Origin of the sequence: Chromobacterium vaccinii, from assembly GCF_000971335.1 — a bacterium.
Taxonomy (GTDB): domain Bacteria; phylum Pseudomonadota; class Gammaproteobacteria; order Burkholderiales; family Chromobacteriaceae; genus Chromobacterium; species Chromobacterium vaccinii.
Window position 1 is genome coordinate 37,330 of record NZ_JZJL01000037.1, and the last position, 12,567, is coordinate 49,896.

The following is a 12,567-nucleotide window of genomic DNA, read 5'->3' on the forward strand; positions in this document are numbered from 1 at the left end:
TTTTCGATTGAATGTCATGCCATTGTTCTGAAGGAGGCCGCCAATGAAACGCATATTCTGCTTGCTGCCGTTGACGTTTTGCCTGGCGGCCTGGGCGGCCGATAACGAACAAATGCAGGGCCAGGGCGGCCGCGTCCTGCGCTACAGCGCCACTCAGGTGCGGGTGGCGCCTACGAGCGAGGAGATGCGCAACTATCTGCAGGCTCGGGATGCGCGACTGGCGGGCTCGAGCGTGGCGGCGGCGCTGCAGGCTGGCCGCAAGGCGTTCGAGCGTTTGGGATACAAGCGGGTGGATGCTGATGCCGATTACGGCGTGATCCGAGCGGAGAAAGACGAGACGTTGATCAGCGAAGCGCGCCAGGTGTTGCGAGGGTTGCTGAAATTGAAATTCCCGCTGCCGGGCAAGCCGGATCATCAGACCACGGAGGTGCTGCTGACGCTGAAGCCGGGCGGCCAGCCCCGGCAGGTGCTGCTGCGGGCGAATATCCGCCAGACTGTTTGGGACAGCAACGGCAATTCGCGCACGCTGCTGTGCAGCGATCAGGCGGTCTATCGTCAGCTGTTCGACCAGTTGAGCGACGCTCTGGCCAGGCCGAACTAGCGCGCAAAACAAAAGCCCCGCTTGCGCGGGGCTTTGTTCATGCCGGACAAGGTCCGGATCAGATGCTTTCCACCTTGGCCATCTTGCGACGCTCGTGCTCTTGCAGGTAGCGTTTGCGGATGCGGATGGATTTCGGCGTGATTTCCACCAGTTCGTCGTCGTCGATGAACTCCACGGCGGATTCCAGCGTCAGCTTGATCGGGGTGGTCAGGCGAACCGCTTCGTCGGTGCCGGAGGCGCGGACGTTGGTCAGCTGCTTGCCCTTGACCGGGTTCACCACCAGGTCGTTGTCGCGGCTGTGGATGCCGATGATCATGCCTTCGTACAGCTTGTCGCCCGGGGAGACGAACATGCGGCCGCGGTCTTCCAGCTTCCACAGCGCGTAAGCGACGGCTTCGCCGTTCTCTTGCGAGATCAGCACGCCGTTGTGGCGGCCCGGCAGATCCGGCTTCACCGGCGCGTAGTCGTCGAACACGTGGCTCATCAGGCCGGTGCCGCGGGTCATGGTCATGAAGTCGGACTGGAAGCCGATCAGGCCGCGAGCGGGAATATGGTATTCCAGGCGGGTGCGGCCCATGCCGTCCGATTCCATATTGGTCAGCTCGCCGCGGCGGCGGCCGATCTCTTCCATCACGCCGCCCTGGTGGTCGTCTTCCAGGTCGATGGTCAGGTTTTCGTACGGCTCGCACTTCTGGCCGTTGATTTCCTTGAACACCACGCGCGGCTTGGCCACGGCCATTTCAAAGCCTTCGCGGCGCATGCTTTCCAGCAGGATGGTCAGGTGCAGCTCGCCGCGGCCCGATACGCGGAAGATGTCGGCGTCGGCCGTGTCTTCTACGCGCAGCGCCACGTTGGTCAGCAGCTCTTTGTTCAGGCGGTCGCGGATCTGGCGGCTGGTGACGAACTTGCCCTCAGTGCCAGCCAGCGGCGAGGTGTTCACCATGAAGTCCATGGTCAGTGTCGGCTCGTCGACGGACAGTACCGGCAGGCCGACCGGCTGCTCTTTGTCGCAGATGGTCACGCCGATGCCGATGTCTTCGATGCCGGAGATGATCACGATGTCGCCGGCTTCGGCTTCCGGCACTTCCACGCGCTCCAGGCCCTTGAAGCCCAGCACCTGGTTGATGCGGCCGGTGGCTACTTGCTCTTCATGGTTCATCACCACCACTTGCTGGCCGGACTTGATGCGGCCGTTCAGGATGCGGCCCAGGCCCAGGCGGCCGGTGTAGGTGGAGTAGTCCAGAGCGGAGATCTGCAGCTGCAGAGGCGCTTCCGAATCGCCGGCCGGAGTCGGCACGTGCTTCAGCACGGTCTCGAACAGCGGACGCATGTCGTTGGACTCTTCTTCCAGCTCATGCTTGGCGAAGCCGGACAGGCCGGATGCGTAGATGATCGGGAAGTCCAGCTGCTCGTCGGTGGCGCCCAGCTTGTCGAACAGGTCGAAGGTCTGGTCCACCACCCAGTCCGGACGGGAGCCCGGACGGTCGATCTTGTTGATCACCACGATCGGACGCAGGCCCAGGGCCAGCGCCTTCTTGGTTACGAAGCGGGTCTGAGGCATCGGGCCTTCGACCGCGTCGACCAGCAGCACCACGCCGTCAACCATGCCCAGCACGCGTTCCACTTCGCCGCCGAAGTCGGCGTGTCCCGGGGTGTCGACGATGTTGATGTGCACGCCTTCGTAGTTGATGGCGGTGTTCTTGGCGAGAATGGTGATGCCGCGTTCTTTTTCAAGATCGTTGCTGTCCATTACGCGTTCGTCGACCTGCTGGTTTTCGCGGAAGGTGCCGCTTTGTTTCAGCAGTTGGTCGACCAGGGTGGTCTTGCCATGGTCGACGTGGGCGATGATGGCGATGTTGCGGATTTGTCGGGTCATGTTTAGCGTGTTTCGGCTGGAATTCTGAAAACAGAAAAATCGAAAGATTATAGCATGGTAGAACCACACCGAGAAAATTTCAGTAAAGACAGATGACAATCCTGTAAAGACGGCATGTATTTTCAGGGATTAGTCCGGGCCGCGTTTTGGCGCTACACTTCCGGCCATCTGGCAACAAGGAACACGCAATATGTACGACTGGAACGCACTGTGGCATGAGCGCGAGGCCTACCGCACCGGTTACGACATCCACCACAACGATGTGAACGAGCTGGCCGGCGCGCTGAATGCCCGGCTGATCCGCTCCGCAGCCGACGCCAGCCAAGTCGCGGTGTACGAAGACGATAACCGCTACATCCTGGCTGGCCACGACGCCGGGCTGCAACTGCTGGAGGTGATGAAGCACGGGCTGTTCGACATCACGCTGCGCTTTGTCAGCGAAGACGAAGGCCAAGACGTCGCCCTGCCCTATGTCGAAATCCATGTCGACAATCTCGCCACCGAGGAGCAGGCGGTCTGGCGTGCGGAAGCCCGCGTCGACGACGAGGGACGCGTCTGGGTCGGCAAGCGCACGCTGGATGAGAACGTTCTGCCGGCAATGCCGTTCGACGACCTGTCCTTTACCGACAACGCCGAGTTCCGCGAAGAACTGGCGCGCGTCTGGCATGAGGACTTGCCGCAGCTGCGCCCGCTGATCGAGGCCTGGTTCCACCATGGCGGCGAGATCAGCGCTGTCGACGAGCCTGCGCATTACGGCGACGCGGTGCGGGTGCAGCAGATGTGCGACCGTTACGCGGAAATCGTCCGCCGCGAGCAGGCCCGGCTGTCGCGGATGTTCAGCGATGATGAGCTGCGTTTGATCGCGGGCGTGATCGCGGGCATCCACTTCGACAGCGCCGCCTCCTGCCGAGGCGTCTGGCTGGCGGTGGAAGCCAGAATCATCGAAGACGAACTGGACCAGCAGCACCAGATCGACGCCGAAGCTCTGCTTTCCAAGATGAAAGGCTTGAGCTACGCGCAAGAAGTGGCGCTGATCGAGGCCTTGTCTCCGCTGAGCTGAACCCCTTCCCTGGTCTTGCCGACGCGCATGCGGGCAAGACCGTCCCCTCCCTCTTCGTCACCCGACCTTCCCGGGCTCATTTGCTTCGACAGGTGCAGCTGATTCGTGCGCGTCTGAACCATCGGACAGGTTCTTTCCATCCTCGGCCATCTACCCTCATTCATAGAGCGCAGTCCGAAGGGGCAGACTGTCCGCGCCATGGGGAGAGACGCATGAAGCCATTGACGGGCCTGTCGGGCCGCGCATTCCTGCTGATGATCGTTTTGGCAGCCTCGTCCGCCTGGGCGGCTTCGCCGACCACGGCAAATGCGGGATCTCACCCCGCCGGCGTGCCGCAGAACTACCTGATTACGCCTTTTGGCTACTTTCACCCTTTCTGCGTCCGCGAAGTGGCGGACGGCGCAAGACTAATGGATGCGGACGCTCCGCCCGCTTGCGCCAGCCGCGCGCATTTCGATGCGCAAGGAAAGGCCGCAGCGGCGACCGGCTCCGCGACAAAGGCTCCGCGCGCGGCGAATTCTTTGGCGGCAATCAACGGCTGGGTGGAGGATTCGGAGCTGGTCGGCACGTCTCCCTATGCCGGAATCAGCGCCAGTTGGCAGGTTCCCGCTGCGCCGGCGAACCGCGGCGGGCAAGTGGTCTATTTCTTTCCCGGCCTGCAGGACAGCAACAATGTGCAAAGCATTCTGCAACCGGTGCTGGTGGAATGCCTTCGGTGACCAGGCCTGGACGATCGCCAGCTGGAATTGCTGCAGAGACGGCGCGGCGAACTACAGCACGCCTCGCAAGGTAAGCAGCGGCGACTTGATCGCGGGCCGGGTCTGGCATGACTGCGCGGCTGGCGCGGCCACTTGCGGCTCCTGGAATGTGGAAACACGCGACGTCACGCAAAATACTCTGACCACGCTAAGCCATACCAGCAATTATGGCCAGAGTTTCAACTGGGCATTCGGCGGCGTGCTGGAAGTGTATGGCGTCGCAAATTGCCAAAACTATCCGGCCGACGGCGCGATCAGCTTCAGAAGCATCCAGCTGTTGGACATCAACGAGCAGGTCATTTCGAGCCCAGTGTCGCTGGCTTGGAGCGCAAACGTTCTGCAGCAGGGAGGCGGCTGCAACTACCACGCGGCCGCCAGCGCCGCCGCTACCGCGCTCAGCTATTGATCAGCGCGCATTCCGATTTAACCGCCGCCGTGGTTATGCAGCCCCCCTGTCTCCATGGCGGTTTTTTTATTCTTCCTTGCCCGCATTCTGACGGGCATAGACCATGCGTCCGGCGCCGTCGTCGACCTCGAGCTTGCCGTCTTTCCGCACCGTCAGGATCAGGTTCTGGAACGGCGGCAGCCTCAGGTAGGCGGGATCGTCGACGGCAAAGGCGGCCAGGCGCTGCGCGGAGCGCTCCTCGGGTACATCGAACCATTGCGCCTGATCCTTGCCGCCGCTTCGGCGCAAGCCCGCCCTGCTCCAAGTCTCTCCCTCCGGCGCGCTGACCATGGCGTCGCCATTGCGGTCGGTGACGGCCGTCAGCACCTTGCCGGACCGGCTTTGGAAGCTGACTTCCACGCCAGCCATCGGGCCTGCGCCGGGCATGCCGACGATCGCCAGCCAGCCTCCCTCTTCCGCCGGCCGGCGAATGCGAAACTCTTCATCGCGGAACAGACGGAAAATCGGCGCCGTTTCCTGGGCGGCGCTATGCAGCTCCACCTTGCCGCCTAGGGCTTTCCAGCTTCCTTGGGCGTATTGATCCACGGCGCCGTAACTCATTCCCCATTCGAAGCTGCCATCTGGTTTCAGCAGCAGCTCCGCGCCGAGCTCCCTCACATCCTGCAGATAGTAATGCCCGCTCAGCGGCGGCGCTTCCAGGCTCGCGGCCGAAGCCAAGCCGCGCCATGCCAACATGCACGCCAATATCGTTTTTTTCATTGCCGGCTCCGAAATGATGAGGTGGAAATTCTATCGCACTTGGCAAGCATCCCGAATTTGGCGTTTCCATTCCTTTGGCAAAAGAGCGCCTGGACAGAAAAAAGCCCCGGCCAGAAGGTCGGGGCAGATTCAACCGACCGCCCTGAGGTCGATTGAAACTTGTTCCATATTCAGCATAGTCCGTCTGCGGGCGGTCGTAATGATTTTGGCGAGCGGAGCCGCCCGGCCCAGGTCTTGTCAATCGCGAAATTGCCGGCGGAGTTCGGCAATGCTCTCCCGGCGAATTTTCACCGGCATCAGCGCCCGGCGGGTCGGCCGCTCCCGGCCCAGAACGAGCTCTTCCAGCTGCAATGTGGTCGCGCCATCTTCGCCGGCATCGCATTTGATGCCCATCCGATTGAGGCGCAGCGTCACATTCTCCAGGCTGAAGTAGTCGTCCGGGTGCTCAAGCACATGGCGAACCGTGTCCAGGGCCCCTTCCAGACTATTCAGCTCCCGCAGGCTTTCCAGTTGCGGGCGCACTTCCGACAGGCGCTTGTCCAGATCGGCCAGCGTATCGGGGAGATCGTCGCCGCCCTGTCCATCCACCACGATCCGCGAGGGGGATTGCAGCGTCAGCCTGCGCAACTGCAGGCGCCCCAATTCCGCCTCCAACTGGAGCCGGGTCTGCTCCAACAATCCAAGCTGGCGGGCGATGACCGCCGTCAGTACGTGCAGCGCCCGCTCTCCGGATTGTGTGCGAAACGCCTCCTCGCTGGCGCAAGGCAGCTGCAATCCATGGCAGTCGAAGCTGACGACGGTCTGGGCGACATCGTTGCGCAGCTCGCCATTTTCCATGGCGACGCCGAATCTGACGGTTTCGCTGCGCTGCATGGTCATCAGCGCCCAGGCCTCATCACCGTTCGAGGCTGATGAGAAAAACGCCCGCAAGGACTCGCAGCCCTCAAGGACATCCAGCAGACTGGATGGGCCGGCGAACAGCAGGCCCAGCCTGGGATCGCGGGAAAAACTCTGTAGCGACAATTCCAGCGCCGGGGGCAGTTTGTCGCTCAGCGTGGCAAGGTAGGACTGCGCGATGCGCATGCCGGGCATTAGCGCGTGCTGATGCCCGGGCAGCAGGCAAAGCCGTCGGTCGCAAGCCTCAAGCAATTGCTCAACTTGCCGCGCCAGCTCCCGGGCCTGTTGCCGGCTGGCGGCATCCCATCCCAGTTTGCGCAGCAAGAATTCGAACATGCTCACCCTCCCGCCGCTAGTCAAAACTGCTCGTCGTCTCTAAGGTAGCGCCACTGTCCGGTGGGGAGGTTGCCCAATTTGACATTGCCGATGGAGATCCGCTTCAGCCCGATCACTCTCAAGCCAACCAGCTCGCACATGCGGCGAATCTGGCGCTTCTTGCCTTCGCGCAGCACGAAGCGCAGCTGATCGTCGTTCTGCCAGCCGACTTTGGCGGGAAGCAGCTTTTTGCCATCCAGGGACAGTCCGTGGTTGAGCAACTTCAGGCCGTCGGCCGACAGCTCGCCCTCGACGCGCACCAGGTATTCTTTTTCCACCTCGGAGTGTTCGCCGATCAGTTGCTTGGCGATGCGGCCATCCTGGGTCAGCACCAGCAGGCCGACGGAATCGATGTCCAGGCGGCCCGCTGGGGCCAGGCCGCGCAAGTGCGACGGCTGGAAGCGTTTGCGGCTGCCGTCTTCGGCCCAGCGGTTTTCCGGCTTCACCAGCGCCACGGCGGGCAGATAGCCATCCTCGGCCTGGCCGGAAACATAGCCGACCGGCTTGTTCAGCAGGATAGTCACGCGCGCAGACTGCGCATCCTGCGCCTTCCTGTCGACTTCTATCTGGTTATGCGGCAGGACTTTCTGGCCCAGGATGGCCACTTCGCCATCCACTTTGACCCAGCCCTGCTCGATATAGCTGTCGGCTTCGCGGCGCGAACACAGCCCCAATTCGGCCATTCGCTTGGACAGTCGTACAGGTTCCATTTGGTCTTTCCGTAATGAAAAAGCGGGCTCCGGACACGCATTCGCGCATGGAGACCGCCATTGAATCGACCGTTATTGTAAGAGATTGCCGCCCGGCTGACCATGCGGGGCGGAAAATTTGACCAGTTGGACGGCTGGTTTCAGGCTGGCACCGCTGGCGTGGACGGCGGCGCGCTTGCCGGGCCGCTCGTTTGCTGCGCCGGGATGGGGGCGGTCTGCGCGGCCATGGCGCCACCCTCCCTGGACTTCATGCCGACGTAAGTGATGCTGCTCAAGCCCAGGACAACCAGCCAGTTTGCGTCTATCGGATAGAAGCTCTGCAACTGTACCGACTTGTACAAGAATGCGACGCCTATGCCGATATTGGCCAGCAGGGCCTGATAGCGATGAATGGACACGCCCTGGCCATCGTCAAGAATATCCTGCAGCCAGCCGCGGCTGCGCAGTGCCGGCGCCGGCGCCGCTCCGGCGGGGGCGTCAATCAACGAGGCGACGCCGGAGGTGGCCACGCTGATGCCCAGCAAACCCAACAGTTCAAGCGTCGGCGCAGGCAGATTGTTGGTGGTGAGCAGCGTCCAGCCGGCAATCACGGCGACCAGGAAGGTCCACCAGATCAGCTGGCTGCGCGCCAGGCTGAAGGTTTGCTGCCCATTGGCGACGCCGGGCGCGAGCGGGCCGCGATCGCGCAGGATGTCCGTTTTCCAGACGACGGCGGCGAACAGCGCGATGACAAGCGCCGAGTAGAGTACGGCATAGCCTTGCATGGTCATATCGACTCCCTGCTGTGAGTGGGCGAAACTCATTCAGCATAGCCAAGTAATGCGCGATTTCTGCCGATCCGGCCTGTTCCGTCGGACAGGCGGCTTGGTCAGTCCGCGAGCTGTTCGCCCAGCCAGTCGCGCAGGGTTTGCTGCGGCGCCGGCCGCCCTCCCGCTTCCCAGGCTGCGCACGCTCTCTCCATGCCTCTGGCGCGCTCTTGCCTGCCCCGCTCTTCCAGGCGGGCGCATTGCGCGGCCAGTTCCTGCAGCTGGGCGTTGCCGGCATCCAGCGCCTGCTGCCGGGCTTGCGCCTCCTGGCGCAGGGCTTCTTCTCTTTGCGCCATCAATTCCAGCCGAGCCTGCAGGCCGCCGTTTTCCCGCTCCCGCTCCAGCAGGCGCTCGCGCCACAGGTTCTCCACCGCTGCGGCATCCTGTCGGGCCTGGCTCAGCGCGTCCTCCAGTTTTTGCGTCTGCAGCTTCATGTCCCGGCGCTCCTCTTCCACTTGCTGGTACAACCTGACGCGCAGCCCTTCCAGTCGCTCGTAGGCAAGCGCTTCTTTGCGCTCCGACTCCTCCCGCTCGGCCTGCAGTTGCTGCTGATGCTGGCTTTCCTGCTCCTCCAGCCGCTCATTCGCGCGCTTGCGCTCCTGCTTCAGCTCGTCGCGCAGTTGCGCGGCTGCGCCTTGCAGCTCCGCGCGCTCCTTCTCTAGAGACTCGGTCAGCAGTTTTTCCCGTTGCAGCAGGCTGTCCAGCTCGACTTGGCGTGCGGCGCGCAGCTCCAGCTCATGCCGCAGCGACTGCGTCTCGGCCTTGGCTAGCTCGTGCTTGTGCGCCAGTTCGGCCAGTTGCTTGCCTAGCGCCTCCGCCTCGGCTTCGGCCTCCTCGCGAACCGAGGCCAGCTGTTGATCGGCTTCATCACATGCCTTCTGCCATATCTGGTCAAAGGCCTCGGCCAGCGCGGGGGGCCAGTCTGGCCTTCTTGAGGAAACGGCCACTTTGCTCAGGAATTCCTGCCGCCAGGTTTTCAACGTGTTGTTGATGGTGGTGTTGGAGCCGCTGCCAAGACGGGCTCGCACGTCTACCACGGTGGGCCAGGCTCCTTCCGCCACCAGTTCGAACGCCGCCTGGCGTATCCGCGAATAAATATCGGCCGTCACTTTGGCCTCCCTTTGCGCACTTTATGTTCGGCCTGGAGTGTAGCAGACATGAATTGATAAATATATTACGTATAACATTTTATATTTATCAATATAGCTAAAATTTTCCTATAATTATACTTATCGGAATTATTTCTCAAATGCGCGTCAGTGAAAGCTGCCTGTCGAGCAGATGAGCGCCCTGCTCTCTCAAATACGAAACCACTAACTGGCCGCTGGTTTTGAGCGCAGGGCATCATCGCACTCATGCTCAACCGAGAAGGCGAGCCAGGCAGCCGGGCTTCTCGGGTTATATCAGGCTGAGCGGGTTGGCTTATGCGATTGCGCGCTTGGCCTGTCGCAACGCGGTCCCGAAGTCCGGTGGCGACGGCTCATGCGCAGTCCGGGCTTGAGATGAAAGAGATCGAGTTGGCTCCATCGCGGCCATATCGGCCTGCGGCAACCAATTTGTAACCTATTTGCAATTGGGCCGTAGTTCCGCCCATGTGGAATGGATGTCTTGCCGGACAGGTACTGTCAAAAAAACAGCGACGCGCCAACGTGCCGCGCGACTTGCTCCATCCACGTCGGCGGGTTTTGACTCGGGCACGCCCGGAGGTTTTGCCGGCGGCCCGGACAGGCTGCGCGCTGCGGAATTTAAGCGCTACTCTCGCAGCGCGACACCCCTCAGCCGCCGCCCAAGCGACTCGAGTTCTCTCATTTGCCGAAGCTGAAGCTTGCCCAGCGAGTCTTGCGCTTCGTCCACCAAACCCAGCAAAAGCGCCGCCCGAGGCTCATTGCCCAGCATATCCTCCATGCGGGCTCGCATCGCGTCCAATAGCGCGCGCGCGTCGGCCTGCGCTGTGCGTTGACTCTCTATCATGGCGGCCAGCGTGGCGCCCGCCTGACCCTGCCCAGCAGCGCCGTCCTGAATCATGACTTCCGCCCGTTCCGCGGCGCCTTCCGCCATCAACGCCAGATAGTCCTTAAGCTTGCCGCAACGCTCAATGTCGTCCACCGGCATATTGTTGATCAGCAAGGACACCGGCCCGTAGTTGAATGCGCAACGGCTGTCGTAGCAGACGATGCGCTGCCGCTCTGCGGACAGATCCTGCAGCAACAGCGATTCCAACTGGCTATTGCCTGATTCGGAACTCAGTGTTTTCACCTCGCCGTTGTCGCGAAACTGCACCGATGCGGCCAACCCGAACTCTCTCAGCGCGTCCAGTGTGGTCCGCATCAGCTGCCCGGAGTCGACTGCCTGGAATAGCCGACGGAAATACTGCAGGCAGATGCCCAGCGCGCTGCTGTCGGTCATCGCAGACATGGCGACCGACATCGCGCCCCGGGCCTGGCTTTTCAGCTCGTGTATCTCCCGTCGGTAACGTAAAGCTTGCTCCACCTTGCGGACCAACTCTTCCGGTTGCAGCGGCTTGCTGACGAAATCTTCGCCGCCGACGCTGTATGCGGCCAGCCGCTTCACCGGATCGCTATGAGCCGATACGAATATGACGTAAGGCTGGAATGGCAGGTCCAGCTGGCGGATGCGCCGGCAGGCCTCATATCCATCCATGCCCTCCATTTCGATGTCCAGCAGCACGATCTCCGGCTTTTCTTCCGCCACCGCCTTCAAGCCTTCTTCGCCGGTGACTTTGCAGGTCAGTTGCAGCTCCGTCTCGAACAACATCTGCATGACTTGGCTCACAATGGGGTCGTCATCGATCACCAGCATCCTGTGTTTTTCCATTTCGCCCGCCCTTTCGCTTGTCTAAGCTTTAACTTGTCGCGTTCACGGCCCCCCCCGGCCGCAGCGTTATCCCGGTATTACAGCTATAGCTCTTCCTTCGGCTTGTAGCACCGGCGTCTGAATGATGCGGACGGCATTTCATCGAAAATGGAACGCGCACACCTTTGGAGGGCTTATGGAACAAGGGCATTCCGCTGGCGCAGAACTCGCCAAGCTGCATGTTCTGCTGGTGGATGACAGTCAGATCAACCAGCTGTTCGTTTCCAGCCTGGCTGAGGATTTGGGCATTTCGCTCGATTGCGCCAACAATGGAGCCGAAGCCCTGCAACGGCTCCGCGAGGATAGCCGGCGTTACCAGCTGGTGCTGATGGATCTGCAGATGCCTGTGCTGGATGGATTGGGAGCGACCCGCGCGATCCGCGAAGAGCTGAAGCTGAAATTGCCCATCATCGCGTTGACCGCCAGCGCCGAGCCGGATCATCAGGAGAGCTGCCGCCTGGCCGGCATGAATGGTTTTCTGCGCAAGCCCGTGGATGGCGAGGCCCTTCTGCGGCTGATCGACCACTACCGTGCTAGCCGCCGGGCCGGCGAAGAATACGGCAAGCTGAAACTGGACACATTGAAGTTGCTGCACCGCGCCTCGGCGACCCGGCTGCGCAGCACGCTGCAGGAAGCCATCGACACCTGCCGCCAGGACTTCGACCAAGCCTGCCAACAATGGAGGCAAGGCGACTCGGAGGCCGCCGCGCGGTTGATACACCGTTACCGCGGTTCTCTGGGCACGTTTGCCTACGAAGATTTCGTGCGGCTGACGCTGGATCTGGAGCATGCAGTTCGTCAGGGTGATGAGAATCTAGAGTCTCGCCTCGATGTTTTTCGCGCGGAGTTGGATGAACTGCTTTGCCAGCTTCAGCGGTGGATGGAAAACCACGAGAACTGATGGTGCCTCCGGCGACGGTCAATGGTTTCGCCCAGTCTGGCGGTTTGAGCTGAAGAACGAAGCGTGGGTCGTCAGCCCGCCGCGCGCTTGGCGAGATCCATTGTGAACCCAGTTCCGCCGAGACAGCCCGCATTGTCAGAACCAGAGCGATCGCGATGAGCGCATCCCGATAATCATTTGTCTTCAGACGCAGGCGTGTCGGTCTTGGCCTTTAATGCGATGCCGGCGCACAATACGGTCAGCCCCGTCAGCATGCCGCCAAAGCCTGTCGCGAAAGCGACATAATCGAGCGCGCCCGTCATCAATACCGTATGGACGGTGCCCCAGATGAATGTGGGAATGCCGCTGCCGGCCAGAGTCATGCCTGCGATCCGGAACAGGCAATAACTGACGCCATCATTCTCGGTCAGGCAGTCCTTGAGGCATTTCGTCAGGATAGTCAACGGCATCGCATGGCCTTTTTGGGGAGGTGTCTTCGGCGAAGGCGGCGCATTCGTGGAATTAGGAACGATTCCCCATGGCGGCCGTGAAATTCGCCGCTCCG

At 61.7% G+C, this 12,567-nt stretch carries 13 protein-coding genes; 5 read left to right on the forward strand and 8 right to left on the reverse strand.

Annotated elements, in window-relative coordinates:
• Nucleotides 1-43 precede the first annotated feature (43 nt).
• Nucleotides 44-601 carry a hypothetical protein gene (locus tag VL52_RS16875; RefSeq protein ID WP_046158125.1) on the forward strand — a complete coding sequence of 186 codons (558 nt, stop codon included), beginning with the start codon at nt 44-46 and terminating at the stop codon, nt 599-601.
• A gap of 58 nt (nt 602-659) precedes the next feature.
• On the opposite strand, the gene typA is transcribed toward VL52_RS16875, so the two are convergent.
• Entirely contained in the window at nt 660-2,477 is a 1,818-nt protein-coding gene (gene typA / locus VL52_RS16880) for a translational GTPase TypA (RefSeq protein ID WP_046158126.1), read from the reverse strand.
• Nucleotides 2,478-2,667: 190 nt separating this feature from the next.
• On the opposite strand from typA, the gene VL52_RS16885 reads away from it, so the two are divergent.
• The 3 genes from VL52_RS16885 to VL52_RS23505 all read left to right on the forward strand — a co-directional run bounded on the left by VL52_RS16885 (nt 2,668) and on the right by VL52_RS23505 (nt 4,701).
• Entirely contained in the window at nt 2,668-3,537 is an 870-nt protein-coding gene (locus VL52_RS16885; protein ID WP_046158127.1) for a hypothetical protein, read from the forward strand.
• A 212-nt stretch (nt 3,538-3,749) separates the two neighbouring features.
• Nucleotides 3,750-4,256: a hypothetical protein gene (locus VL52_RS16890; protein ID WP_046158128.1), complete on the forward strand. Its 507-nt coding sequence runs from the start codon at nt 3,750-3,752 to the stop codon at nt 4,254-4,256.
• Complete coding sequence (locus VL52_RS23505; RefSeq protein ID WP_144410307.1) at nt 4,210-4,701, forward strand: hypothetical protein; 492 nt, start codon at nt 4,210-4,212, stop codon at nt 4,699-4,701. Before VL52_RS16890 ends, VL52_RS23505 begins: the two co-directional genes overlap by 47 nt.
• Before the next feature lie 66 nt (nt 4,702-4,767).
• On the opposite strand, the gene VL52_RS16900 is transcribed toward VL52_RS23505, so the two are convergent.
• The 6 genes from VL52_RS16900 to VL52_RS16925 all read right to left on the reverse strand — a co-directional run bounded on the left by VL52_RS16900 (nt 4,768) and on the right by VL52_RS16925 (nt 11,068).
• On the reverse strand, nt 4,768-5,460 hold the full coding sequence (locus tag VL52_RS16900; protein ID WP_144410308.1) for a hypothetical protein: 693 nt from the start codon (nt 5,458-5,460) through the stop codon (nt 4,768-4,770).
• A gap of 237 nt (nt 5,461-5,697) precedes the next feature.
• Complete coding sequence (locus tag VL52_RS16905) at nt 5,698-6,681, reverse strand: hypothetical protein (RefSeq protein ID WP_160298957.1); 984 nt, start codon at nt 6,679-6,681, stop codon at nt 5,698-5,700.
• A 32-nt stretch (nt 6,682-6,713) separates the two neighbouring features.
• Nucleotides 6,714-7,442, reverse strand: a complete 729-nt coding sequence (locus VL52_RS16910; RefSeq protein WP_046158131.1) for a pseudouridine synthase — start codon at nt 7,440-7,442, stop codon at nt 6,714-6,716.
• A 140-nt stretch (nt 7,443-7,582) separates the two neighbouring features.
• Nucleotides 7,583-8,212 carry a hypothetical protein gene (locus VL52_RS16915; protein WP_046158132.1) on the reverse strand — a complete coding sequence of 210 codons (630 nt, stop codon included), beginning with the start codon at nt 8,210-8,212 and terminating at the stop codon, nt 7,583-7,585.
• A 98-nt stretch (nt 8,213-8,310) separates the two neighbouring features.
• The gene (locus VL52_RS16920; RefSeq protein ID WP_052729371.1) at nt 8,311-9,357 is read right to left on the reverse strand and encodes a DNA-binding protein; all 1,047 of its coding nucleotides are present in this window, start codon (nt 9,355-9,357) and stop codon (nt 8,311-8,313) included.
• A gap of 643 nt (nt 9,358-10,000) precedes the next feature.
• Entirely contained in the window at nt 10,001-11,068 is a 1,068-nt protein-coding gene (locus VL52_RS16925; protein ID WP_046158133.1) for a response regulator, read from the reverse strand.
• A gap of 190 nt (nt 11,069-11,258) precedes the next feature.
• Between VL52_RS16925 and VL52_RS16930 the strand changes: the two genes are divergently transcribed.
• A complete protein-coding gene (locus tag VL52_RS16930) occupies nt 11,259-12,023 on the forward strand; it encodes a response regulator (RefSeq protein WP_046158134.1) in 765 nt (254 codons plus the stop codon).
• A 173-nt stretch (nt 12,024-12,196) separates the two neighbouring features.
• Here VL52_RS16930 and VL52_RS16935 read toward each other — a convergent pair.
• On the reverse strand, nt 12,197-12,567 hold a 371-nt coding region (locus VL52_RS16935; RefSeq protein WP_235429320.1), incomplete at its 5' end, for a hypothetical protein.